This is a genomic window from Streptomyces sp. NPDC037100 (assembly GCF_055606225.1).
The window spans coordinates 88,481-112,842 of the sequence record NZ_JBVJSX010000007.1; the positions used below are offsets into that span (position 1 = coordinate 88,481).

Sequence of the window (24,362 nt, forward strand, 5' to 3'; positions counted from 1 at the left end):
CCTCCTGAGCACGTGGGACGCGCAGGGCGTGCCGTACCCTCGTCCTCAGTCAGGCACCTAGGTTGAGGGACTCACGTGGCAGAGGCGGAGCGCATCATCGGTACGCCGGACACACCGGACGCGGCCGGGGGCGGCAAGGAGCGGCCCGACGCCGAGGGCACCCCGGCCGGGGAGCCCGGCACCGACCCGGCGGCCGGGGCGGGGACGTCCGGCTCCGGCGAGCCGGAGGCCACCGCCGGGCGGCCCCGGGGCAGGCGCCGGATCGCGGTGCTGTTCGCCGTCGCCGCGTTCGCCTACGCCCTCGACCTGATCAGCAAGTTGATCGTGGTCGCCAAGCTGGAGCACCACCCGCCCATCGAGATCATCGGGGACTGGCTGAGGTTCGAGGCGATCCGCAACGCGGGCGCCGCCTTCGGCTTCGGCGAGGCCTTCACCGTGATCTTCACCATGATCGCGGCGGCGGTGATCGTGGTGATCGCCCGTCTCGCCCGCAAGCTCTACAGCCTGCCCTGGGCGATCGCGCTCGGCCTGCTGCTCGGCGGTGCGCTGGGCAACCTCACCGACCGGATCTTCCGGGCACCGGGCGTCTTCGAGGGCGCGGTCGTGGACTTCATCGCGCCCAAGCACTTCGCCGTCTTCAACCTGGCCGACTCGGCGATCGTGTGCGGTGGCGTCCTGATCGTGCTGCTGTCCTTCCGGGGCCTCGACCCGGACGGCACCGTCCACAAGGACTGAGCGCGCGTACGGTGCCGTCGTAGCCGTCCGGCATACTCGACGGGTGAGCACGATTCCCGAGATCCGTACCCTGCCCGTGCCCGACGGCCTGGAGGGCGAGCGCGTCGACGCCGCCATCTCCCGCATGTTCGGCTTCTCCCGTACCAAGGCGGCCGAGCTCGCCGCCGCGGGGAAGGTCACGGTCGACGGGTCGGTGGTCGGCAAGTCGGAGCGCGTGCACGGCGGCGCCTGGCTGGAGGTCGAGATGCCGCAGGCGCCCGCGCCGGTGCAGATCGTCGCCGAGCCGGTCGAGGGCATGGAGATCGTGCACGACGACGACGACGTGGTCGTGATCGTCAAGCCGGTCGGTGTCGCCGCGCATCCCAGCCCGGGCTGGACCGGGACGACCGTGATCGGTGGGCTCGCCGCCGCCGGGTACCGCATCTCGACCTCCGGCGCCGCCGAGCGCCAGGGCATCGTGCACCGGCTCGACGTGGGCACCTCGGGGCTGATGGTCGTGGCCAAGTCGGAGCGGGCGTACACCTCGCTCAAGCGCCAGTTCAAGGAGCGCACGGTCGACAAGCGGTACCACACGCTCGTCCAGGGCCACCCCGACCCGACCAGCGGCACCATCGACGCACCCATCGGCCGGCACCCCCAGCACGACTACAAGTGGGCCGTCACCGCCGAGGGCAAGCCTTCCGTCACGCACTACGACCTCATGGAGGCCTTCCGCGCGGCCTCGCTGCTCGACGTGAAGCTGGAGACCGGCCGCACGCACCAGATCCGCGTCCACATGGCCGCCCACCGGCACCCCTGCGTCGGCGACCTCACCTACGGCGCCGACCCGACCCTCGCCAGGCGCCTCGGCCTGACCCGGCAGTGGCTGCACGCGGTGCGGCTCGGCTTCGAGCACCCCGGGGACGGGCAGTGGGTGGAGTTCTCCTGCGATTACCCGGAGGACCTGCAGAAAGCCCTCGACCAGGTCCGCGAGGAGACCTACGCGTGAGCACCCCGTACGTGGTGCGGATCGCCGAGGACCCGGCCGACCGGGAGGCGTGCTTCGCGGTGCGCAAGGAGGTCTTCGTCGGCGAGCAGGGCGTACCGGAGGACCTCGAGTACGACGCGTACGACTCCGGCGCGGTCCATGTGCTGGCGGCCGGTGAGGACGGTGTGCCGCTCGGGACCGGGCGGCTGCTGCAGGGGGAGGCGGCCGTCGCGCAGACCGGCGGGGACCCCTTGGTGGGCTCCCTCGGCAGGCTCGCCGTGACGGGGCCGGCGCGTGGACTCGGTGTCGGCGCCGCCCTGGTGCGGGCCATCGAGGACGCGGCACGCGCGCGGGGGCTGACGGCCGTGGACCTGCACGCGCAGACGCACGCGCAGGGCTTCTACGAGCGGCTCGGGTACGAGCCCTATGGGCCCGAGTACTTGGAGGCTGGCATTCCGCACCAGGGGATGCGGCGTTCGCTTTGACCCCACGTGGTGGGTGCCGAACCGGTTTGTCCCGGGAGTTGCGTGGCAGGCTTGAGGTCAGTCGTGTGAACATCTGACCATTCGGAGCGCTGACCGTGGATCAGTTGGCCCTGCTGTTCGTGCTGCTGCTCGGGGCCGTGATCAGTGTCCCCGTGGGGGACCGGTTCAAGGTGCCCGCCCCGGTGCTGATGACGCTCCTGGGGATAGTCCTCGCGCTGCTCCCGTTCGTGCCGAACGTCGAGATCGCGCCGGACCTGATCCTGCCGCTGCTGTTGCCGCCCCTGCTGTACGCCGCCGTGCGGCGCACGTCCTGGCGGCAGTTCGCGGCGAACAAGAGGCCGATCTTCCTGCTCGCCGTGGCGCTGGTGTTCGTCACCATGGCCTGCGTGGCCGCCGTGGCCGACGCGATCGTGCCGGGGCTGCCGCTCGCGGCGGCGTTCGCGCTGGGCGCGCTGGTGGCGCCGCCGGACCCGGTCGCGGCGACCGCCGTGGCCGGGCAGTTGGGGCTGCCCCGCCGGCTGGTGTCGATCCTGGAGGGTGAGGGGCTCTTCAACGACGTGACGGCCATCGTCCTCTACCACGTGGCGATCGCCGCGGCCGTCAGCGGGACGTTCTCGCCCTGGAAGGCCGGACTCGACCTGGTGCTGTCGGCCGTGGTGGCCGTGGCGGTGGGGCTCGCACTGGGCTGGGGCGCCAACAAGCTGATGGAGGTGCTCGGCGACGCGACCCTGCAGATCGGGCTGACCCTGCTGGTGCCGTACGCCTCGTACGTCATGGCCGAGGAACTGCACGGGTCCGGGGTGCTCGCCGTGCTCACCACCGCACTGTTCCTCGCGGAGTACGGCTCCGACGCCGACGACGTCATGACGCGGCTGGCCGGGCACACGTTCTGGAACATCGTCGACACCCTCGTCACCGGAGTGGCGTTCGGGCTGGTCGGGCTGGAGCTGCACAACGCGATCCGCACGGCCTCCGGGCGCTGGGGCGAGCTGCTGTGGTGGGCGACGGTGGTGGTGGTCGTCGTCGTGTTCGCCCGGCTGCTGTGGCTGCTGCCGGCGACCTGGCTGACCAAGCGGCTGCACGCGCGGCGGGACTACGACGAGGACATCCCGGTGAGCTGGCGCGAGACCGTGGTGATGTGGTGGTCGGGGATGCGCGGGGTGGCCTCGGTCGCGCTGGTGCTGGCGATCCCGCTGGAGACCGACACGGGTGCGCCGTTCCCCAGCCGGGACGAGATCATCTTCATCGCGTTCGGCGTGATCATGGCGACGCTGGTGCTCCAGGGGCTCACCTTGCCGTGGCTGGTGCGGCGGCTCGGCGTGAAGGCCGACACCGACCGGGAGAAGGAGCTCGCCAAGGGGCTGGCGATCCGGGCGGCCAAGGCGGCGAAGGAGAGACTGCGGGAGATCCAGGACAAGGAGGAGCTGCCGGAGGAGCTGTCCGAGCAGATGCTGCGGCGCGCCTACGACATCGGCGTGCGGATCAGTCCCGAACTCGCGGAGGACGAGCGGCGGGAGGCGTACCGGGAGGGCGCCCGGCGGGTGAGGAGGTTGCGGCGGATCCAGCAGGAGATGCTGAGCGCGGCGCGCCACGAGGTGCTGGCGGCGCGCAGCGAGCCCGGGGCTGATCCCGAGGTGGTCGACCGGGTCCTGCGGCACCTCGACGTCCGTAGCCTGCGGTGAGCCGGCGTCGGCTCCGGATGCCGTTTGACGGCGGGCGGCCGGGGCCTCGTAGGGTCGTTCGCATGGCACGGAACGTGGTAATCAGTGGTGGAGGTACGGGAATTGGGCTCGCGGCGGCCCGGGTGTTCGCCGCCGGCGGGGACCGGGTGGTGCTGCTCGGGCGGCGGACCGAGGTGCTGGAGAAGGCCGACGTGCCCGGCGCGTCGACCTACGCGGCCGATCTCGCCGAGCCGGAGGACGTGCGCGGCGTCGCCGCCTTCGTGGAGCGCGAGTTGGGATCCGTGGACGTGCTCGTGCACAGTGCCGGGGGCAGCGGGCTGCTCGAACCGGATGCCCCGGGTGACGATCCGCTCGCGGCCGTCGCGCACAGCTGGAACGTGAACTTCAGGCTCAACACCCTGACCGCGGTCCTGCTCACCGAGGCGCTGAAGCCGCGGCTCGCGGAGCCCGGCGGCCGGGTGCTGTTCCTCAGCTCCATCGCCGCCTACCGCGGATCGGGAACCGGCGCGTACGCGGCGGCCAAGGCGGGGCTGCATCCCTACGCCCACGATCTGGCCCGGGAGCTGGGGCCGCGCGGCATCACCGTCAACGTGGTCGCCCCCGGGTACATCGAGGACACCGAGTTCTTCGGTGACGCGATGGCCGAGGAGCGCCGCAACCGGCTCATCGGCGAGACGTCGAACGGTCGGGCCGGGACCCCGGGGGACGTCGCCGAGACCCTGCACTGGCTGGCCTCCCCGGGCGCGGGGCACATCACCTCGCAGATCATCCAGGTCAACGGCGGCGCCGAGCGCGGCCACTGACCCGACAGCCGAGGAGGAGGGGCTGCCCGCGCCGCGGGCAGCCCCTCCAGTCGTCCGTACGGGCGTCGGCCCGTGCCGTCACTACCCCGGCCGTCCGGAGCCGTTTCCGTGATAGCGGCGCTGCTGGGCCGGTACGGTCTCCTGGGACGGGCGGTGGCCGTTGCCGCGGGAGGACGGCGGGAGGATCGCGTCCGCCGTGTTGATCCGGGGCAGCGCGTACGGGTGCTCGTCCGCCAGCCAGCTGAGCATCTGCTCGCGGACCGTGACCCGCACCGTCCAGATGTCGTCCGCGTCCTTGCCCGTCACCAAGGCCCGCACCTCCATGGTGCTCGGGGTGCTGTCCGTGACGGTCAGGTTGTATTCGCGGCCGTCCCAGGCCGGGCACTCGCGCAGGATGTCGCGCAGCTTCTCGCGCATCGCTTCCAGCGGCGCGGAGTGATCCACGTGCCAGAAGACGGTGCCGGTCATCTGCGGGGTGCCGCGCGACCAGTTCTCGAACGGCTTGGACGTGAAGTACGACACCGGCATGGTGATCCGGCGCTCGTCCCACGTGCGGACGGTCAGGAACGTCAGCGTGATCTCCTCGACCGTGCCCCACTCGCCGTCCACGACGACGGTGTCGCCGATGCGCACCATGTCACCGAAGGCGATCTGGAAGCCCGCGAACATGTTGCTCAGCGTGGACTGCGCGGCGACACCGGCGACGATGCCGAGGATGCCGGCCGAGGCCAGCAGCGAGGCACCGGCCGCCTTGAACGCCGGGAAGGTCAGCAGCATGCTCGCCGCGGCCACCACGCCGACGATCGCGGACACGACCCGCATGATGAGCGTCACCTGGGTGCGCACCCGGCGGACCCGGGCCGGGTCCCGTTGGACCCGGGCATGGGCGTACCGGCTGTAGGACGTCTCGACGATCGCCCCGGCGATCCGGATGATCAGCCAGGCGGTCGACCCGATCAGCACCAGGGTCAGTACCCGGCCGGCGGCCTCCTCGCGGCTCTGCAGCAGTTGCGCCTCGTCGTACGAGCCTCTCAGCAGGGCGGCGCACAGCACGAGCTGGTAGGGGATGCGGGCACGGCGGAGCAGCCCCCACAGCGGGGTGTCGTGATGCCGTTCGTCGGCCTTGCGCAGCAGGAAGTCGGTGGCCCAGCCGATCACCAGCGTGAGCACGACCGAGCCACCGACCACGATCAGCGGTCGTAGCAGGTTCTCCATGCCCCCGAACCTAACCGGCTCCCGGGGTGCATGAACATGTGACTTCTGCTGCGTCCTGGGTAGTGCCGGGAACTCGGGCCGTCACACCCGGCTGGCACCATGGCCTCATGAACATCATGCTCTTTCACTCGACCTTCGGACTGCGGCCCGCGGTGCTCCAGGCCGCTGACCGGCTGCGATCGGCCGGACACGAGGTGTGGACGCCCGACCTCTTCGGGGGGCGCACCTTCGATGAGGTCGAGGAGGGCATGGAGCACAAGGAGAAGATCGGCAAGGAGGAGCTGCTGAAGCGGGCCGTGCTGGCCGCCGCTCCCTACTCCGAGCGCGGGCTGGTGTACGCCGGGTTCTCGCTCGGCGCCTCCATCGCCCAGACCCTCGCCCTCGGCGACGACAAGGCCCGCGGCCTGCTGCTCCTGCACGGCACGTCGGACATCGCGCCCGACGTCACGGCGGACGACCTGCCGGTCCAGCTGCACGTGGCGGAGCCGGACCCCTTCGAGACGGACGACTGGCTCAGCGCCTGGTACCTCCAGATGGGCCGCACCGGCGCCGACGTCGAGGTGTACCGGTACGCCGGGGCCGGCCACCTCTACACCGACCCCGACCTGCCCGACTACGACGAGGAGGCCGCCGAGGCCACCTGGCGGGTGGCGCTCGGCTTCCTCGACACCCTCTGAGAGGGCCGGCCGGCTCAGACCGGGTCGTAGGTGCGCTCGACCTTCTGCGTGCCGCTGCGGGTGCGGTAGGAGCGGGACCACTTGGCGGTCGCGTCGCGCTTCGTGCGGTCGGAGACGACGTAGAAGTCCATCTGCGCGCGCTCGGCCGTGATGTCCAGTACGCCGAAGCCGTGCCGGTCGGTGTCGACCCAGTGGACGTGCCGGTTGGCGGCGCGGATGACGGGGGAGGCGACCGCGGAGACCGTGCCCTCCGGGACCTTCACGATGTCGTCGAGGTTGTCGGAGGTGACCGACGTGACGACGAACTCCGTGGCGGCCGAGGGGGAGAGCGGATAGGTGCCGGCGTCCACCGGCACGTCGTTGGCCCAGGCCATGTGGATGTCGCCGGTGAGGAAGACCGTGTTGCGGATCGCGTTCGTCCGCAGATGCGCCAGGATCTCGCGGCGGTCGTCGGTGTAGCCGTCCCACTGGTCGGTGTTGAGGGCGAGGCCCTCCTGCGGCAGGCCCAGCAGCTTGGCCAGCGGCTTCAGCAGGTCGGCGGAGAGCGAGCCGATGGCGAACGGCGAGATCATCACCGAGTTGCCGACCAGCCGCCAGGTGGTGTCGGAGGACTTCAGTCCCGCCTTGAGCCAGTCGAGCTGGGCGCGGCCGGTGAGCGTGCGGTCCGGGTCGTCGACCTCGCCGTCGCCGACCTTCACCTGCTGCGAGCGGAAGGACCGCAGGTCCAGCAGCGAGAGGTCGGCCAGCTTGCCGAAGCGCAGCCGGCGGTAGGTGGTGCCGGCGATCGCCGGGCGCACCGGCATCCACTCGAAGTAGGCCTGCTTGGCGGCGGCCTGGCGGGCGGACCAGGCGCCCTCCGCGCCCTCCGTGTGGTTCTCCGCGCCGCCCGACCAGGTGTCGTTGGCGAACTCGTGGTCGTCCCAGATCGCCACGACCGGGGCCGTCGCGTGCAGCGCCTGGAGGTCCGGGTCGGTCTTGTAGCGCGCGTGCCGGATGCGGTAGTCGGCGAGCGTGACGATCTCGTGGGCCGGGGCGTGCGGGCGCACGACCGTGCCGCGGGTGCCGTACTCGCCGGTGCCGTACTCGTAGATGTAGTCGCCGAGGTGCAGCCAGGCGTCCAGGTCGCCGCGGGCAGCGAGGTGCCGGTACGAGGAGAACCAGCCGGCCTCCCAGTTGGCGCAGGAGACCACGCCGAAGCGCAGGCCCGTGACGGCGGCGTCGTGCGCGGGGGCGGTGCGGGTGCGCGCCGCGGGGGAGTCGGTGCCGCCGGCGGAGAAGCGGAACCAGTAGTCGGTGCCCGGTTCCAGGCCGCGGATGTCGGCCTTCACGGTGTGGTCGGAGGCCGCCGTCGCCGTCGTGGAGCCCTTGGCGACGACGGTGGTGAACGCCTTGTCCCTGGCGACGACCCAGCTCACCTCGGTGTCGGGGCCGACTCCTGAGCCGGGTATCGCCTCCGGCACCGGGGTGACGCGGGTCCACAGCAGGATGCCGTCGGGCAGCGGGTCACCGGAGGCGACGCCGTGCAGGAAGGCGGGCGCCTGGTCGACGGCGCGCGCCGGCAGGGTCGCCGCCAGCGGCCCGGCCAGGACAGCGGTCGCCGCCGCGGCCTTGACGACCGTACGGCGGCGCGGGGTGAGGGAGTTGAGGCCCTCTGACGTATTCGATGATCTGTATCGACTGGTCACGACCGATCAGGTTACTGGTCGGTATGCGCCGGAGCGGGCGAACTCCGGAAGTTCGCCCGCTCTTCACATGCCGACCGGTCCCTGACCTGCCGTCACTTCTTGAGGGCCTCGCCCACGACCCGGTTGAAGTCGTCCACGGTCATCAGTGGCGTGCCCTGGCTGTCGGCGGTGAGCTGCTTGCCGTCCATGACGAAGCCCGGAGTGCCCTTCACGCCGTCCTTGTTGTCGTCGAAGGTCTTCGACATGGCCATGGCCCAGGCGTCGTAGGTGCCCTTCTCGACCGCGTCCTGGAACTTCTTGTTCCCCTTCAGTTCGGGGACGGTGTCCGCGACCTTGATGAGGTAGCTGTCGTCCTTGAACTTGTCGGTCGTCTCCTCGGGGTGGTACTTCGCCGAGTACAGCGCGGCCTTGTAGTCGAGGAACGCCTTGTCGCTGACGTTCAGCGCGGCGCCCATCGCGCTCAGGGCGTTCTTGGAGCCCTCGCCGTTGTCCTTGTCGTCGATGAACGTGGCGCCGACGAACTGCATCTTGTACTTGCCGTCGTCGATGTCCTTCTTCACGGTCGGGCCGACGGTCTGCTCGAACTGGGCGCACACGGGACAGCGCGGGTCCTCGTAGATCTTCAGCGTCTTCTTTGCCGAGTCCTTGCCGATGACGACCGTGGTGCCGTCGGTGCCCGTGGTGTTGGCCGGCGTGACGACCTTCTCGTCCTTGACGGCCTCCCAGTGGGTGGGCTTGTTGGCCTGGACGACCGCGTATCCGATGCCGCCGGCTATCGCCAGGACACCGACGATGGAGCAGGCGACGATGATCTGCCGGTTGGTCTTCGCCCGCTTGGCCTCGCGCTCGCGCTCGATGCGCAGCCGCTCACGGGCCGCCGTCTTCGCCGACTGGCTGTTGCGCTTGCTCATGGTGATGTTCTCCGTAGGGGACGCGCACATCAGTGTGTGCGGGACACGTAGGGGGACTGCTGGTGCTCGAAAGGGCCGCAGGGGGCGAAGGTGCCTCCCACGACGACGGGTGCCTTACGCGAAGGCGGGTGAGCACGGCGGTCCACGCCGTCCCAGGGAGTACGCGAGGATCCGGTCGCGTGCGGTGGGCGTGCGGTGGGCGGCACGCGCCGGCAGACGCCGCCCGGTCGGGGCCCGCTCCACCGCGACCGCGGCGACCGCCAGCAGCAGCGGCCGGAACGTGGTCGCCGTCACCGCCCGCAGCAGCTGGGCCAGGGCCCGCTCGCCGCGGCGCAGCCAGACGGCGGCGAGGAGCCCGACGCCGATGTGCGCGCCGAGCAGCAACCAGGCGGTGGCCGGGTCGGCGTGGGCGACCGCGCTCGCGAGCCGTTCCGTGCCCGTGGCGCCGGCCATCCGGGCCAGCGGCGTGCCGACCTCGCCGCCGCCGCACAGCACGTCCAGGCCGACCGAGCGCAGCGGGCCGGCGACCGGACCGCCCGCCCGGCCGTAACAGGCGTGCTGGCCCGTGGTGAAAACCGTGTCGGCGGCGAGTTCCAGTGGGATCAGCAGGGCCGCGATCCTCCCGAAGGAGCGCTCGCGGCCCGCCAGGGCGAACGCGATCACGAACACGGCGGTGGTGACCGCCGCCACCGTGCCCATGGGCAGCGGGGCCCGGGACAGCAGGACGTGCGACGCGGTGCTGAGCGTCACGACCACGGCCGTGAACAGCGCCGCGCGTACGGCTCTGAGCTGGATCCCGGATATGTCCATAACGATAGGAGAGTGTGTCACGGGGGCCTGTAAGGGACCCCTAAAGGATGCCTGTGAGAGGCCTTGCCGTCACAGGCCCGGAATGCGGCCGTTGCGGAACAGGTCCACGAAGGTCTGGTGGTCGGCACGCGCGCGGGCGCCGTAGCTGTGCGCGAAGTCGACCAGCAGGGGCGCGAAGCCCTCCTCGTCGGCCGCGATCGCCGCGTCGATGGCCCGCTCCGTGGAGAACGGCACCAGGGACTCGCCGGACTGGTCGTCCGCCGCCGAGTGCATCGTGGCCGTCGCCCGGCCGAGGTCGGCCACCACCTGGGCGATCTCGGCCGGGTCGTCGATGTCGCCCCAGTCGAGGTCCACCGCGTACGGCGAGACCTCGGCGACCAGCTGGCCCGCGCCGTCCAGCTCGGTCCAGCCCAGCCACGGGTCGGCGTGCGCCTGGAGGGCGCGCTGGGAGATGACCGTGCGGTGCCCCTCGTGCTGGAAGTACCCGCGGATCGCCTGGTCCGTGATGTGCCGCGAGACCGCCGGGGTCTGGGCCTGCTTGATGTAGATCACGACATCGTTCTCCAGGGCGTCGCTGTGCCCCTCCAGCAGGATGTTGTACGACGGCAGCCCCGCCGAGCCGATGCCGATGCCGCGCCGGCCGACGACGTCCTTCACGCGGTAGGAGTCCGGACGGGTCAGCGAGCTGTCGGGCAGCGTCTCCAGGTAACCGTCGAAGGCGGCGAGGACCTTGTAGCGCGTGGCCGCGTCCAGCTCGACGGAGCCGCCTCCCGCGGCGAAGCGGCGCTCGAAGTCGCGGATCTCCGTCATCGAGTCCAGCAGGCCGAAGCGGGTCAGCGAGCGGGCGTCCCGCAGCGCGTCGAGCAGCGGGCCCTGCGCCGTGTCCAGCGTGAACGGCGGCACCTCGTCGCTCTTCGCGCCCGTCGCCAGGGCGTGGATCCGCTCGCGATAGGCGACCGCGTAGATCGTCACCAGCTCGGAGATCTGCTCGTCGCTGAGCGCCTTCGCGTAGCCGATCAGCGCGATGGAGGCGGCGAGCCGCTTGAGGTCCCAGGTGAAGGGGCCGACGTAGGCCTCGTCGAAGTCGTTGACGTTGAAGATCAGGCGGCCGTTGGCGTCCATGTACGTGCCGAAGTTCTCCGCGTGCAGATCGCCGTGGATCCACACCCGCGAGGTGCGCTCGTCCAGGTACGGCCCGCTGAGCGTCTTCCCGCCACCCCTGACGGCGTTCTCCTCGTCGAGGTCGTGGTAGAACAGGCCGGCCGTCCCCCGGTAGAAGGCGAAGGCCGAGGCCGCCATCTTCCGGAACTTCACGCGGAACGCGGCCGGGTCGGCGGCCAGGAGCTCGCCGAAGGCGGTGTCGAAGACGGCGAGGATCTCCTCACCGCGGTGCTCGTCGTCGAGCTGCGGGAACGACATCGCTGGGTGCCTCCTGGTGCAAACGTCTCAGGGCGGCAGGTCCGCCCTCTGCCTAACGTGCTGCGGCCCACGGGAGTGCCCGCGAACCTCGCACGAAGGTACGCGGGTCAGCCCTCGAGGTGTCAGTGCCGAGGCATAGACTTCGACGCTGTCCCCCAGACTGTCCGCAGCCTGCCGGGCCCCATTTGTCGTACGTTTTCTCTGGAGGCCGCAGCCGTGTCAAAGCCGCCGTTCACGCACCTGCACGTCCACACCCAGTACTCGCTGCTGGACGGTGCCGCGCGGCTGAAGGACATGTTCAACGCGTGCAACGAGATGGGCATGACGCACATCGCCATGTCCGACCACGGCAACCTCCACGGCGCCTACGACTTCTTCCACACCGCCCAGAAGTCCGGTGTGACCCCGATCATCGGGATCGAGGCCTATGTCGCGCCCGAGTCCCGGCGCAACAAGCGCAAGATCCAGTGGGGTCAGCCGCACCAGAAGCGGGACGACGTCTCCGGTTCCGGCGGTTACACCCACAAGACGATGTGGGCCGTGAACAGCGTCGGCCTGCACAACCTCTTCCGGCTGTCCTCCGACGCGTACGCCGAGGGCTGGCTGCAGAAGTGGCCCCGGATGGACAAGGAGACCATCGCCCAGTGGTCCGAGGGGATCGTGGCCTCCACCGGCTGCCCCTCCGGCGAGGTCCAGACCCGGCTGCGCCTCGGCCACTTCGACGAGGCCCTGAAGGCCGCCGCCGACTACCAGGACATCTTCGGCAAGGACCGCTACTTCCTGGAGCTGATGGACCACGGCATCGACATCGAGCACCGGGTCCGCGACGGCCTCCTGGAGATCGGCAAGAAGCTCGGCATCCCCCCGCTGGTCACCAACGACTCGCACTACACGTACGCGCACGAGGCCAGCGCCCACGACGCGCTGCTGTGCATCCAGACCGGCAAGAACCTCTCCGACCCCGACCGCTTCCGGTTCGACGGCACCGGCTACTACCTGAAGTCCACGGACGAGATGTACGCCATCGACTCCTCGGACGCCTGGCAGGAGGGCTGCGCCAACACGCGCCTGATCGCCGAGATGGTCGACACGACAGGCATGTTCGAGAAGCGCGACCTCATGCCCAAGTTCGACATCCCCGAGGGGTACACCGAGGTCAGCTGGTTCCGCGAGGAGACCCTGCGCGGCATGCACCGCCGCTTCCCGGACGGCATCCCGGACGACCGCATGAAGCAGGTCGAGTACGAGATGGACACCATCATCTCGATGGGCTTCCCGGGCTACTTCCTCGTCGTCGCCGACTTCATCATGTGGGCCAAGAAGCAGGGCATCGCGGTCGGCCCCGGCCGAGGCTCCGCGGCCGGCTCGATCGTCGCCTACGCCCTCGGCATCACCGACCTCGACCCCATCCCGCACGGCCTGATCTTCGAGCGGTTCCTCAACCCCGAGCGCATCTCCATGCCCGACGTCGACATCGACTTCGACGAGCGCCGGCGCGTCGAGGTGATCCGGTACGTGACGGAGAAGTACGGCGCCGACAAGGTCGCCATGATCGGCACCTACGGCACCATCAAGGCCAAGAACGCGATCAAGGACTCCGCGCGCGTGCTGGGCTACCCGTACGCGATGGGCGACCGCCTCACCAAGGCCATGCCCGCCGACGTCCTCGGCAAGGGCATCAACCTCGACGGCATCACCAACCCCGAGCACCCCCGCTACTCGGAGGCGGGCGAGATCCGGGCGATGTACGAGAACGAGCCGGACGTGAAGAAGGTCATCGACACCGCCAAGGGCGTCGAGGGCCTGGTCCGGCAGATGGGCGTGCACGCCGCCGGCGTGATCATGTCCAGCGAGACCATCACCGACCACGTCCCGGTCTGGGTCAGGCACACCGACGGCGTGACCATCACGCAGTGGGACTACCCGAGCTGTGAGTCGCTCGGCCTGCTGAAGATGGACTTCCTGGGCCTGCGCAACCTCACGATCATGGACGACGCCGTCAAGATGGTGAAGTCCAACAAGGGGGTCGACATCGACCTCCTGAGCCTCCCGCTCGACGACCCCACGACCTTCGAACTGCTCCAGCGCGGCGACACCCTCGGCGTCTTCCAGTTCGACGGCGGCCCCATGCGCTCCCTGCTCCGGCTGATGAAGCCGGACAACTTCGAAGACATCTCCGCCGTGTCGGCCCTGTACCGCCCGGGCCCCATGGGCATGAACTCCCACACGAACTACGCCCTTCGAAAGAACGGCCAGCAGGAGATCACGCCCATCCACCCCGAGCTGGAGGAGCCGCTCAAGGAGGTCCTGGACGTCACCTACGGCCTGATCGTCTACCAGGAGCAGGTGCAGAAGGCCGCCCAGATCATCGCCGGCTACTCGCTCGGCGAGGCCGACATCCTCCGTCGCGTGATGGGCAAGAAGAAGCCCGAGGAACTGGCGAAGAACTTCGTCCTCTTCAAGGAGGGCGCCCGCAAGAAGGGCTTCAGCGACGAGGCCATCCAGGCCCTGTGGGACGTGCTGGTCCCCTTCGCCGGCTACGCGTTCAACAAGGCGCACTCCGCCGCGTACGGACTCGTCTCGTACTGGACCGCGTACCTCAAGGCGAACCACCCCGCCGAGTACATGGCCGCGCTGCTCACGTCGGTGAAGGACGACAAGGACAAGTCGGCCGTCTACCTCAACGAGTGCCGACGCATGGGCATCAAGGTCCTCCCGCCGGACGTCAACGAGTCGATGTCCAACTTCGCGGCCCAGGGCGACGACGTGATCCTCTTCGGCCTCTCCGCCGTCCGCAACGTCGGCACGAACGTGGTCGAGTCGATCATCAGGTGCCGCACGTCCAAGGGGAAGTACGTCTCCTTCCCGGACTACCTCGACAAGGTGGAGGCGGTGGTCTGCAACAAGCGCACCACCGAATCGCTGATCAAGGCCGGCGCCTTCGACGCGATGGGCCACACCCGCAAGGGCCTCACCGCGCACTACGAACCGATGATCGACAACGTGGTCGCGGTCAAGCGCAAGGAGGCCGAGGGACAGTTCGACCTCTTCGGCGGCATGGGCGAGGCCGAGACCAGCGAGCCGGGCTTCGGGCTCGACGTGGAGTTCTCCCCGGACGAGTGGGACAAGACCTATCTCCTCGCCCAGGAGCGGGAGATGCTCGGTCTGTACGTCTCCGACCACCCGCTGTTCGGCCTGGAGCACATCCTGTCCGACAAGGCGGACGCGGGCATCTCCCAGTTGACCGGCGGTGACTATTCCGACGGCTCCGTGGTGACCATCGGCGGCATCATCTCCGGCCTGCAGCGCAAGATGACCAAGCAGGGCAACGCCTGGGCCATCGCCACCGTCGAGGACCTCGCCGGTTCGATCGAGTGCATGTTCTTCCCCGCGACCTACCAGCTCGTCTCGACGCAACTCGTCGAGGACGCCGTGGTGTTCGTCAAGGGCCGCCTCGACAAGCGCGAGGACATCCCGCGGCTCGTCGCGATGGAGCTGATGATCCCGGACCTGTCGAACGCGGGCACCAACGCACCCGTGGTCCTCACCATCCCGGCCACCCGGGTCACCCCGCCGCTGGTCAGCCGCCTCGGAGAGGTCCTCAGCCACCACAAGGGCGACAGCGAGGTCCGGATCAAGCTCCAGGGGCCGACCAAGACGACCGTGCTGCGGCTGGACCGGCACCGGGTGAAGCCGGACCCGGCGCTCTTCGGCGACCTGAAGGTGCTGCTCGGACCGTCCTGCCTCGCCGGGTGACGCAGGGCTCTTGAGGCGCTCGAGGGGCGTACCCGGGATCGGGTACGCCCCTCGTTCATGTGCGTGGGCTCAACAACCCGCCACACAGACGTCAGTTGTGGCCGAAGCTGCGCTTTCGCTTGGCCGACGCCATCTCGCCGGGGGTCGCCTCGACCTCGGGCTGGGGCTCCGTCTGCGAGGCGGGGCTGCGGTCGGCCCGCTGACCACGCTCGGTCGGACGCTGCTGCTTACGGTCACGGTTCTTGTTCTTGGCCATGGTGATGCCTCCTGTAGGGGACTAGGGGCCAGGGCCGGGACCAGATTCACACAGGCCGACAACGATCGCATGTCGGACAATTACCGTGCGTGACAGGGGTGGTCGTGGCGGGAGGACCCGAAACGCCACGCCGAAGATCGAGTTCCGGCCGTTAACCTCCGCGCCGTCGGGCAGACTCGAAGCGAGCCCGAAGCAAACCTCCTGGGAAGAGGGTGAGTCGCGTGGACCGCTGCATCGTCCTGGTGGACGCTGGGTATCTGCTGGGAGCCGCGGCGAGTCTCCTCGCCGGGGAGCCCTCGCGGTCCCGCATCACCGTCGACCACACCGCCCTCATCCAGGGGCTGCGTGAGCGCGCCGAATCCGACACACAGCAGCCGCTGCTGCGCATCTACTGGTTCGACGGCGCCCCCGACCGCGTCCCGCAGCCCGAGCACCGCAGGCTGCGCGTGATGCCCCGGGTCACCGTCCGGCTCGGCGCCCTGACCCGCAGCGACGGCCGCTGGGCGCAGAAGGGCGTGGACGCCGCGATGCACGCCGAACTCACCGAACTGGCCCGCAACCGCGCCTGCTCCGACGTCGTCCTCGTCACCGGCGACGGCGATCTGCTGCCCGGCATGATGGCCGCCAAGGAGCACGGCGTCGCCGTCCACCTGTGGGCCGTCCAGGCCGCCGACGGCGACTACAACCAGTCCGAGGACCTGGTCGCCGAAGCCGACGAGCGGCGCGTCCTGGACCGAACGTGGATCACCAAGGCCGTCCGCGCCAAGGACTTCACCGGGGTGTGCGCGCCGCAGCCCGCGCCCCGGCCCGAGATCGCCGCCATCCTCTCCGCGCCGCTGCCCGAGTCCGCGCTCGGCGCCGCGACCGACCGGTCCGCCCCACAGCCCCGGCACCAGGAGGCCGGCGCCGGGCAGAACGGCACCGAGGAGCGGGCGCCCGCCCCCAAAGGCGTTCCCACGCCCAAAGACCTGGCCGCCCTGCGCGCCCCCGGCGCCCAGCCCGCCCAGCCCCCCGCCTCCGCCACCCTCCGGTGGTCCTCCGACAAGGGCTGGGTCGACCGGCCCACGGCCGAGCCCCCCGAGGCCGCCTCGATGCCGACACTCGCCCAGCTGACCACGGCCGAGCAGCGATGGGCCGACCGCGAGGAGGACATCACCACCGTCGGCGGTGACCCCTTCGAGGTGGGGCAGGTCTTCGCCCGGCGCTGGGTGGAGCGCCTCGGCGACCAGACCCACCTGCCGAAATTGTCCGGGATGTACCCGCGCATCCCGCACCGCGTCGACGGGGAGCTGCTGCGCTACGCGGCCCGCTTCGGCCTGCTCGCCCACAAGGACGACCAGATCGACGAGCGGGACCGGTACGCCATCCGGGCCGGCTTCTGGCGGGAGATCAGTGTGCGCACGGGCGTGGAGCACCCGCCCGTCGAGGCCTGAGTTCTTGCCGACGGATTTCCCGGTACGGACCGACCCGAGAGCGGACCGGGGTCGCCGACCCCGTAGTCTCGTCCCTTGTGAGTAAGCGCGCGGCACAGGCATTTCGGCACGATGGTGACGTCGTGTGCGCGGTGCGCGGGCTGACCAAGACCTATCCGGCGGTCCGGGGCAGGCGCGGCACTCCCGCAGCGCCCGAGGTCCGGGCCACGGACGACGTGACGCTGGACATCCGCCGCGGCGAGATCTTCGGCCTGCTCGGTCCGAACGGCGCCGGCAAGTCCACCCTCGTGCGCCAGCTGACCGGGTTGATGCGGCCCGACCGCGGCGGTGTGGAGATCCTCGGCCACGACATCGTGCGCCACCCCGAGCGGGCGGCGCGGATCCTCGCCTACCTCGGGCAGGAGTCGACCGCCCTCGACGAGCTGACCGTGTCGCTCGCCGCCGAGACCACCGGGCGGCTGCGCGGCCTGGACGTGCGGCAGGCGCGGGCCGAGCGGGACGCCGTCCTCGACGAGCTGGGCCTGGCGGCGCTCGCCGGGCGGCCGCTGAAGAAGCTCTCCGGGGGCCAGCGGCGTCTGGCGTGCTTCGCGGCGGCCCTGGTGGGGGAGCGGCCGCTGCTGGTGCTCGACGAGCCGACCACCGGCATGGATCCGGTGGCGCGGCGGGCCGTGTGGTCCGCCGTCGACCGGCGCAGGGCCGAGCGCGGGACGACCGTGCTGCTCGTGACGCACAACGTCATCGAGGCCGAGACGGTGCTGGACCGGGTGGCCGTCCTCGACCGGGGGCGGGTGATCGCCTGTGACACGCCCGCCGGGCTCAAGGAGCAGGTCGCCGGTGAGGTGCGCGTCGACCTGGTGTGGCGGGACGCGGCTCCGGTGCACGTGCCCGAGGTGGCCGCGCTGAAGGACCGCGTCGTGGAGTCGGGCCGCCGCTGGACGCTCCGGCTCGGGCCCGAGGAGGCCCGGGCGGTCGTCGCGACCGTCACCGGCGGGGCCGCCTTCGCCGCTCTCGACGACTTCACCCTGGCCACGCCGAGCCTGGAGGACGTGTACCTCGCCCTCGGCGGTGCCGTGCAGCAGGGGCTGGTGAAGGTGTGAGCACCAGGGCGCCGGACGCGCGGGCCGTGAGCACACCGGCCGTCGGATCCGTACCGAACAGGCGACTGCCGCAGTGGACCGGAGCGAACCCGAGCGAAGGGGAGCAGCGCGACGTGAGTGTCGTACCCGCCGATGTCCTGCCGGGCAGTGCCCTGGCCGCTGAGAGGCCCGCCGCGGGCGCGGCCGAGCTCGGGCCCCGGGCGCGGCTGTGGCCGTCGCTGGCTGCGGTGTACCGGGCCCAGCTGTCCCGGGCGAGGGTGGCGCGGATCCCGCTGCTGTTCGTGGCGACCTTCCAGTCGGTCGGGATCATGGTCCTGATGCGCGGGGTCGTGGACGACGGGGCGGAGGCGCAGGCCGTCGTCGCGGGGTCGTCGGTCCTGGTGGTCGCCTTCGTCGCGCTGAACCTGCTCGCGCAGTACTTCGGGCAGCTGCGGGCCAGTGGCGGGCTCGACCACTACGCGACGCTGCCGGTGCCGCCGGCGGCGGTGGTGCTGGGTGCGGCCGGCGCGTACGCGTCGTTCACCGTGCCCGGGACCGTCGTGACCGCGGTGTTCGGCTGTGTGCTGTTCGGGCTGCCGATGGCCCATCTGTGGGTCCTCATGGCGGTGATCCCGCTCGCGGGCGCCGCGCTCGCCGGGCTGGGCGCGGCGCTGGGCCTGCTCGCGCCCCGGCCGGAACTGGCCACGCTGCTCGGGCAGCTGGGCATGTCGGCGGCGCTGCTGCTGGGTGTGCTGCCGGCGGACCGGATGCCGGAGGTCGTGCGCTTCGCGCGGGACCTGCTGCCGTCGACGTACGGCGTGGAGGCCTTCGCGCGCACGTTCGGGCCGCATCCCGACTGGGCCTTCGTGCTCGGGGACCTCGCGGTGTGCGGGGCCGTGGGCGTCGTCTCGCTGGCCGTGGCGACCTGGGCCTACCGCCGGGCGGCCGTCCGTTGACCGCGGAGCGGTCGTCCGGTGACGCGGCACACAGGCGGGCCTGGCACGATGGCAGGGTGACCGCACCACTGACTCCGCCCCCGCCGCCGCACGGACACTCCGCACAGCATTCGTGGCAGCCGCCGGACGCTGGGCCTGTGGCGCCCGGGTCCCAGCACGCCGAGCACGCCGGCCCCGGCTGGTACGGACAGGACGGCCCCGGGATGAAGACGGAACTGCGGGAGGCCGCGGTGATCGCCGTGGCCGTGGCGCTCGGCGGGGTGCTGCTCGGTGTGCTGTGGTGGTGGCTCGCGCCGCACGTGCCGCTGGTCGGCGACGTGGTGGAGAAGAACTGGGTCGTCTACCTCAAGGACACCGAGGGGGAGCAGGCCATCGGCGTCGACGGCACGTTCACGCTGCTCGGCCTGGCCTTCGGGGCGGTCAGCGCGCTGGCCGTCTTCCTGCTGCGGCGGCGCGGGGGCGTGCCGCTGGTGGTGGGGCTGGCCCTCGGGGGCCTGCTCGGCTCGCTGCTCGCCTGGCGGGTCGGGGTGTGGCTCGGCCCCGCCGAGGACGTGATCGCGCACGCGCGGGAAGTCGGACGGGGCGTGACCTTCGACGCGCCGCTGAAGCTGGGTGCGAAGGGGGCACTCCTGGCCTGGCCGCTGGCCGCACTGGTGCTGCACCTCGGACTCATGGCGCTGTTCGGACCCCGCGATCCGGAACCGGAGTTCGCACCGGGGCCGTATCCGGGACAGCCCACCGCCGACGACGACCGGTAGACGCCGGGGCCGGCGGCCGGTGGTGACGGACGGGGGCTTGCCTCGAGTGGCCGATGGAGGCCCGCACCGCCCCCCGCTACCGGCCGATAGGAGCCATGACCGCCCCGGTCAGCTTCTGCAGGGTCTCCGGGGCGAGCTCGACCTCCAGGCCCCTCCTGCCCGCCGACACGCAGATCGTCGTGTGCGCCGAAGCCGAGGCGTCGAGGACCGTCGGCAGCTTCTTGCGCTGGCCCAGGGGCGAGATGCCGCCGCGGACGTAGCCCGTCGTGCGCTCCGCCAGGGCCGGGTCGGCCATCGCCGCGCGCTTGCCGCCGACGGCCGTCGCCAGGGCCTTCAGGTCCAGTTGGCCCGCCACCGGGACCACCGCCACGGTCAGGGCGCCGTCGACGTCCGCGACCAGGGTCTTGAAGACGCGGTCGGGGGAGACGCCCATGGCCTCGGCCGCCTCCTCGCCGTAGGAGGGGTGCGAGGGATCGTGGTCGTAGGCGTGGACGGTGTACGTGGCGCCCGCCGCCGTCAGGGCCACGGTCGCGGGTGTGCCGCCGGACTGCTGCTTCTTCGACTTCTTCGCCATGGAGCGGCATCCTTCCAGACGGTGGAACGCGGACCGCCCCGCCCGGAGAGGTTCCCGGACGGGGCGGCACACGAGGTCGGTCACACCTGCTGAGCCTGGGTCAGCAGGTCGCCCACGGGGTCTCGAAGGTCCCCTGGCCCTCGACCTTGATCAGGCCCTTCCAGTCCACGTCACAGCGGTAGCTCATGGTCCAGGTCTCGACTTCCCGGTCGCCTGTCGAGATGCTCTCGGTAGGTCCGAACGTGCTCCCGCCGCCGTTGCTGGTGCGGTAGCCCAGCTTCGCCCTGATCTGCCCGCCGGACTTCTTCGTGTAGAAGACCTCGACGCGGCTGGGGCTCGTGTTCAGCGATATGCACAGCTGCCCGTTGCTCAGGCTGGTGCACTCGACGCGGTCCTGGGCCTTGGCGGGCGCCGCGTGCGCGGGCGCGACCAGAAGCGTGGAACCGATCGCTACACCAGCGGCGACGGCGAGAATGCGCGCACGACTCATTGTGTATCCCCCTTGATGCGGTCATGGCCATGATCATGGCCGGTCGGGCTTGATCATAAGCAGGCCGATCACGGGGGCCCCACAGGTTTTCAGTCGTCCCGGTGGCCGGATCCGTCCCTGGCGTCCCGGCGAGAAACCGTGCTCTTCGTTTCCGTCGAGACGTGTCTTTCCCTCAGTTGAGGCTCATCGGGCCGCGCGTCAGCTCCGACGCCGGCAGCGACGGCAGACTACGGATGATCGCCGTCTCGGAGCGAAGGAGTTTCAGCTCGTCTCGCAGGCGCGACGCGGTGTCCGGGGACTGGAGCAGGCGCTGTTTGGTCGGGGTGTCCAGCATCATGGCGGCCGCCACGAGGTACGACACCACGCCCGGCTCGTCCGGCAGGTCGGCCCCCGTCGCCAGAGACCGTTCCCGCGCCCCGGCCAGCCGCTTCTGGTACTGGCGGAAGGAGCGCAGCACCCCCTCGGCCAAGGGCGCGGCCTCGTCGCCCGGTTCCTCCTCCAGCGGCTCCAGCTCGGCCGTCAGGAAAGGCCCGGACGCCTCGACCGACAGCAGCTTCACCCGGGTCGTGCCGGTCGCCAGCACCTCGAAGGAGCCGTCGGTTCGCTCCCGGATCGTCGCCGCGTCCGCGATACAGCCCACCTTGTGGAACGCCTTCACCGGGTCGGTCCCGAAACCGGCCGCCGGCCCCCGCTCGGGCAGGGCCGTCGGGTCGGGCATGCCGGGCGCGCTCGGGGCCACCTCGTGGCCGTCGCGGATCGCCACGACGGCGAACCGGCGCGGCTCCTCCTCAGGCGTCTTCAGCAGCTCGCGCATCATGGCGCGATACCGCTCCTCGAAGACGTTGAGCGGGAGCACGAGCCCCGGGAACAGCACCGAGTTCAGGGGGAAGAGGGGGAGCCGGACGGTGGTCACGACGCAAAAGCCTAATGGTCGCCGGGACGGACTCGTCCGCCCCGTTCACTCCGTGGATGCCCGGAGGGGCCTCCGGTCGCCCCGACCGCCCCGGCCAGGATGTCCTCGCGTACCGCCAGGAAGTGACCGAGCGGGTCGTCCGACACCCGGTCCCAGGGGTAGGAGGTGGCGTACGGGCCGTTCAGGCGCAGCTGCTCGGCGGCGTCGGGCCAGCGCTCCAGGCGTGCCAGGACGAAGATCAGCAGGTTCCGCATCCGGGCCGGCCAGGGGTCGGCCGGCGGCAGCAGCGGGGACAGCGCGATCGCCCGGTCGGCCGCCGCGTCCAGCCGCTCGCGCGGCACCTCGGGCCCGCACCGGTCGGTGAGGTAGCCGAAGGCCGCCCGCAGCGGCAGGGCCTGGACGAGCGCGTCGGCGGGAGCGTCCTGGGCGGCCCGGTCGGCGAAGTCGAAGCACTCGTGGTGCGAGCCGTGCCAGTAGGTGGCCAGGTAGCGCAGGGCCGCCACATGGCAGCCGTAGTGGTGCGGGGCACGGCGCACGGCCGCCGCCCACAGCTCCTCGAAGTACGTGTGCCCGGCCTGTGCGCCCCGGGCGTGGTCGAGCGCGAGCCGCCAGGGCACCGGGTCCCGCTGGTCGCCCCGGGCGGCTGACGTGATCAGGGGGCTCACCTCGCGCAGCAGCTCGGCCCGGGCCGGTGACCGCCAGGCACGGTCCACCGCCAGCTGGGCCCCGACCAGCAGCGCGTCTGGGTCCTGCGGGGCGATGGCGAGCCAGGCGTCCAGCCACTCCGGCCGCGAGCGGGCGAACGCGGCCAGCCGGGTCACGTACCGGTCGCGCCGCTCCCACTCGCAGGCCGCGCGGGTGGCGAAGAGCAGCGTCGCGGCCGGCCCGTGGTCGCCCCGGGCGGCGGCGACCAGCGCCGGACTCAGCCGGGCGTCGGGCGCGTCGAGCAGCACCTCGTCGCCGGCGCACGGCTCGCCGACGAGGTGGGGGGAGGTCCTTGCCATCCGGCTCGTGCGGATGAACGGGAGCTGCATTGCCATGGTGCCGACCATTGAAAGTCGGCTGGTCATGACGGCGCCAGACCGTTCATGGAACCTGCGGAAAGTTGTACATCCGATGGTCAAGAGAACGTAAAACCGTGACAGTTCAATAACTGTGGTCACACCAGCACCATCAGTTGCGCCGCAACAGCCGGGTCGCCCCCGCCGCCACCGTCGTCGCCAGGATCCAGCCCAGCAGGATCATCGCCGTCGCCAGCCACTGCCAGGCCCCCCGCAGCTGCCAGAAGCCCACCTGGCCCAGGTCGATGACCGGCAGCAGCAGATCCAGGGTGAAGAGCGGGGGGTTCCACTCCGGATGCTCGCCCCGCTTCATCGGCGGATGGCCGGCCTGCGCGAAGGCGAGGGAGCCCGCCGCCCACAGCACCGCCATCCACACCGCGGCCCGGCCCGGCCGGTATCCGTAGGCGACCGTCCAGTCCTGCGCGTAACCCCACAGCTTGGCCGCCATCGGCAGGCTCTCGCGGTGCCGGCGCTGCTTGGCGAGCAGCACCTCGCGGGCGTCCTCGTCCTCCCCGCCGGCCCGCAGCACGGAGGCGAGGCGCTCGTACGGCTCCGGGTTGTACTCGGCGGTCGCCGCGGCCACCCAGTCCAGCCGCTCGGCAAGGGAGAACGGCCCGCGCGGCACCAGGTTCTCGTAGGTGAAGCCGCCCATGTGCAGCCGCCCCGGGCCCGGCCAGGCGTCCGCCCGGTCCATCAGATTGACGACCTTCGCCCCGGACAGCACCACCCGCCCGCGCACCGGCTGCTCCCCGAGGAACCGCAGCTCCGGTGTCTGCACCCGGCGCAGCGACAGCTCCTGGTCGTCCGTGAGGGTGAACCGGGCCCGCTCGAAGTCGACGGCGTCACCGAACCGGCCGTCGTCCAGCCGGATGCCGCCCTCGCAGGCGAAGCGCTGGATCCGTGTCCCCTGCGCCGGGGTCATCCCGCTCATCGCCTGGGCGCCGACCCCCGCCGGCGTCAGATAGAGGCTGCGCTCGACGGTCAGCTGCGGGGCGTTCAGCGCGAGCCGCTCGTAGGGGTTGGACAAACGCGCCCCGCGCAGGCTCAGGGAGACGCCGACGGTGGCGGCGCGCAGGCTCAGCTCGCCGTGCGACGTCAGCAGCTCGGCCTGTAAGTCCTGGCCGACGGTCATGCCGTCCGCGGCGATCGACCGGCCGCTGTGGTCCCGGTGCACGATCGCCTGGTTGAGCATCAGGTCCGTGCCGATCTGCGCGTCCGTGAGCCGGATGCCGTGGTGGAAGCGGCAGCGCGGCAGGTGCAGATCGCCCTCGGTGTGCACCCGGGCCGCCTCCAGCCGGGGCACCGAGCAGTCCACCATCCGCAGGGTCGTGAAGCGGGCCTCCGGCAGCAGCACGTCCTGCTCGAAACGGCACCGGCGCATCTCGACGTACGGCACCACCGTGCCGCCCGCGAGGTCCAGGGAGCCGTTGATCTGTACGCCCATCAGCTTCAGTGACGACACGCGGCCGGCCAGGGCGGGCGGGCCGTCGAGCAGCAGCCAGCACACGATCCGGGCCCGTACGGTCCGCTCCGAACCCCAGGGGTGACCGCCGTGCGGATCGTCCACCACGGCGTCGCCGCTGCTCAGGTCGTACACGGTGCCGTTGCGGAAGGCCTGCCACATGCCGGCCTCGGCCGCGGTCAGGTCCTCGGGCAGCTCCCCGGCACGCAGGCCGGCCCCCTCGGTCACAGCGCTTCCT

Annotated in this window: 22 protein-coding genes; 11 read left to right on the plus strand and 11 right to left on the minus strand. The window is 71.2% G+C overall.

The features are described 5' to 3' along the window. Window positions 1-75 precede the first annotated feature (75 nt). The 5 genes from lspA (at window position 76) to ACZ7EG_RS23440 (ending at window position 4,672) form a co-directional block, all read left to right on the plus strand. Window positions 76-735, plus strand: a complete 660-nt coding sequence (lspA, locus tag ACZ7EG_RS23420) for a signal peptidase II (protein WP_471082132.1) — start codon at window positions 76-78, stop codon at window positions 733-735. A 43-nt stretch (window positions 736-778) separates the two neighbouring features. Next, window positions 779-1,723: an RluA family pseudouridine synthase gene (locus tag ACZ7EG_RS23425; protein WP_471082135.1), complete on the plus strand. Its 945-nt coding sequence runs from the start codon at window positions 779-781 to the stop codon at window positions 1,721-1,723. Further along, window positions 1,720-2,187 carry a GNAT family N-acetyltransferase gene (locus ACZ7EG_RS23430; RefSeq protein ID WP_471082138.1) on the plus strand — a complete coding sequence of 156 codons (468 nt, stop codon included), beginning with the start codon at window positions 1,720-1,722 and terminating at the stop codon, window positions 2,185-2,187. The genes ACZ7EG_RS23425 and ACZ7EG_RS23430 overlap by 4 nt, the downstream gene beginning before the upstream one ends. Window positions 2,188-2,282: 95 nt before the next feature. Continuing rightward, complete coding sequence (locus ACZ7EG_RS23435; protein WP_471082141.1) at window positions 2,283-3,869, plus strand: Na+/H+ antiporter; 1,587 nt, start codon at window positions 2,283-2,285, stop codon at window positions 3,867-3,869. A 62-nt stretch (window positions 3,870-3,931) separates the two neighbouring features. Beyond that, the gene (locus ACZ7EG_RS23440) at window positions 3,932-4,672 is read left to right on the plus strand and encodes an SDR family NAD(P)-dependent oxidoreductase (protein ID WP_471082144.1); all 741 of its coding nucleotides are present in this window, start codon (window positions 3,932-3,934) and stop codon (window positions 4,670-4,672) included. Window positions 4,673-4,753: 81 nt separating this feature from the next. Here the strand turns inward: ACZ7EG_RS23440 and ACZ7EG_RS23445 are convergent, their stop codons facing one another. Then, the gene (locus ACZ7EG_RS23445) at window positions 4,754-5,887 is read right to left on the minus strand and encodes a mechanosensitive ion channel family protein (RefSeq protein ID WP_471082147.1); all 1,134 of its coding nucleotides are present in this window, start codon (window positions 5,885-5,887) and stop codon (window positions 4,754-4,756) included. A 62-nt stretch (window positions 5,888-5,949) separates the two neighbouring features. On the opposite strand from ACZ7EG_RS23445, the gene ACZ7EG_RS23450 reads away from it, so the two are divergent. Beyond that, window positions 5,950-6,564 (plus strand): dienelactone hydrolase family protein, encoded by a 615-nt coding sequence (locus tag ACZ7EG_RS23450; RefSeq protein WP_471083026.1) that lies wholly within the window; start codon window positions 5,950-5,952, stop codon window positions 6,562-6,564. 14 nt (window positions 6,565-6,578) lie between these two features. Here the strand turns inward: ACZ7EG_RS23450 and ACZ7EG_RS23455 are convergent, their stop codons facing one another. The 4 genes from ACZ7EG_RS23455 to ACZ7EG_RS23470 all read right to left on the minus strand — a co-directional run bounded on the left by ACZ7EG_RS23455 (window position 6,579) and on the right by ACZ7EG_RS23470 (window position 11,389). Next, window positions 6,579-8,249, minus strand: a complete 1,671-nt coding sequence (locus ACZ7EG_RS23455) for an alkaline phosphatase D family protein (RefSeq protein WP_471082150.1) — start codon at window positions 8,247-8,249, stop codon at window positions 6,579-6,581. Window positions 8,250-8,341: 92 nt separating this feature from the next. Next, window positions 8,342-9,160, minus strand: a complete 819-nt coding sequence (locus ACZ7EG_RS23460) for a thioredoxin domain-containing protein (protein WP_471082153.1) — start codon at window positions 9,158-9,160, stop codon at window positions 8,342-8,344. A gap of 114 nt (window positions 9,161-9,274) precedes the next feature. After that, window positions 9,275-9,970, minus strand: coding sequence for a hypothetical protein (locus ACZ7EG_RS23465; RefSeq protein ID WP_471082156.1), 696 nt, complete (start codon window positions 9,968-9,970; stop codon window positions 9,275-9,277). Window positions 9,971-10,039: 69 nt separating this feature from the next. Beyond that, on the minus strand, window positions 10,040-11,389 hold the full coding sequence (locus ACZ7EG_RS23470; protein ID WP_471082159.1) for a DUF2252 domain-containing protein: 1,350 nt from the start codon (window positions 11,387-11,389) through the stop codon (window positions 10,040-10,042). Between the two features lie 216 nt (window positions 11,390-11,605). Here ACZ7EG_RS23470 and dnaE point away from each other — a divergent pair, with 216 nt between their 5' ends. Next, window positions 11,606-15,145 (plus strand): DNA polymerase III subunit alpha, encoded by a 3,540-nt coding sequence (gene dnaE, locus ACZ7EG_RS23475; protein ID WP_471082162.1) that lies wholly within the window; start codon window positions 11,606-11,608, stop codon window positions 15,143-15,145. A 91-nt stretch (window positions 15,146-15,236) separates the two neighbouring features. Here dnaE and ACZ7EG_RS23480 read toward each other — a convergent pair whose 3' ends face one another. Then, window positions 15,237-15,401 (minus strand): hypothetical protein, encoded by a 165-nt coding sequence (locus tag ACZ7EG_RS23480; protein ID WP_167526560.1) that lies wholly within the window; start codon window positions 15,399-15,401, stop codon window positions 15,237-15,239. Between the two features lie 221 nt (window positions 15,402-15,622). Here ACZ7EG_RS23480 and ACZ7EG_RS23485 point away from each other — a divergent pair, with 221 nt between their 5' ends. The 4 genes from ACZ7EG_RS23485 to ACZ7EG_RS23500 all read left to right on the plus strand — a co-directional run bounded on the left by ACZ7EG_RS23485 (window position 15,623) and on the right by ACZ7EG_RS23500 (window position 19,624). Continuing rightward, complete coding sequence (locus ACZ7EG_RS23485) at window positions 15,623-16,834, plus strand: NYN domain-containing protein (RefSeq protein ID WP_471082165.1); 1,212 nt, start codon at window positions 15,623-15,625, stop codon at window positions 16,832-16,834. 122 nt (window positions 16,835-16,956) lie between these two features. Next, a complete protein-coding gene (locus ACZ7EG_RS23490) occupies window positions 16,957-17,931 on the plus strand; it encodes an ABC transporter ATP-binding protein (protein ID WP_471082168.1) in 975 nt (324 codons plus the stop codon). Between the two features lie 113 nt (window positions 17,932-18,044). Then, on the plus strand, window positions 18,045-18,866 hold the full coding sequence (locus ACZ7EG_RS23495) for an ABC transporter permease (RefSeq protein WP_471082171.1): 822 nt from the start codon (window positions 18,045-18,047) through the stop codon (window positions 18,864-18,866). Window positions 18,867-18,922: 56 nt separating this feature from the next. Beyond that, window positions 18,923-19,624: an AAA family ATPase gene (locus ACZ7EG_RS23500; RefSeq protein WP_471082174.1), complete on the plus strand. Its 702-nt coding sequence runs from the start codon at window positions 18,923-18,925 to the stop codon at window positions 19,622-19,624. A 76-nt stretch (window positions 19,625-19,700) separates the two neighbouring features. Here the strand turns inward: ACZ7EG_RS23500 and ybaK are convergent, their stop codons facing one another. The 5 genes from ybaK to ACZ7EG_RS23525 form a co-directional block, all read right to left on the minus strand. After that, on the minus strand, window positions 19,701-20,198 hold the full coding sequence (gene ybaK / locus ACZ7EG_RS23505) for a Cys-tRNA(Pro) deacylase (RefSeq protein ID WP_471082177.1): 498 nt from the start codon (window positions 20,196-20,198) through the stop codon (window positions 19,701-19,703). A gap of 100 nt (window positions 20,199-20,298) precedes the next feature. After that, window positions 20,299-20,688 carry a hypothetical protein gene (locus tag ACZ7EG_RS23510; protein ID WP_471082180.1) on the minus strand — a complete coding sequence of 130 codons (390 nt, stop codon included), beginning with the start codon at window positions 20,686-20,688 and terminating at the stop codon, window positions 20,299-20,301. A 172-nt stretch (window positions 20,689-20,860) separates the two neighbouring features. Continuing rightward, window positions 20,861-21,601, minus strand: a complete 741-nt coding sequence (locus tag ACZ7EG_RS23515; protein WP_471082183.1) for an LON peptidase substrate-binding domain-containing protein — start codon at window positions 21,599-21,601, stop codon at window positions 20,861-20,863. 11 nt (window positions 21,602-21,612) lie between these two features. Beyond that, window positions 21,613-22,653, minus strand: a complete 1,041-nt coding sequence (locus tag ACZ7EG_RS23520; protein WP_471083029.1) for a hypothetical protein — start codon at window positions 22,651-22,653, stop codon at window positions 21,613-21,615. Window positions 22,654-22,774: 121 nt separating this feature from the next. Continuing rightward, window positions 22,775-24,352 carry an oxidoreductase gene (locus ACZ7EG_RS23525; protein ID WP_471082186.1) on the minus strand — a complete coding sequence of 526 codons (1,578 nt, stop codon included), beginning with the start codon at window positions 24,350-24,352 and terminating at the stop codon, window positions 22,775-22,777. Window positions 24,353-24,362: the final 10 nt, after the last annotated feature.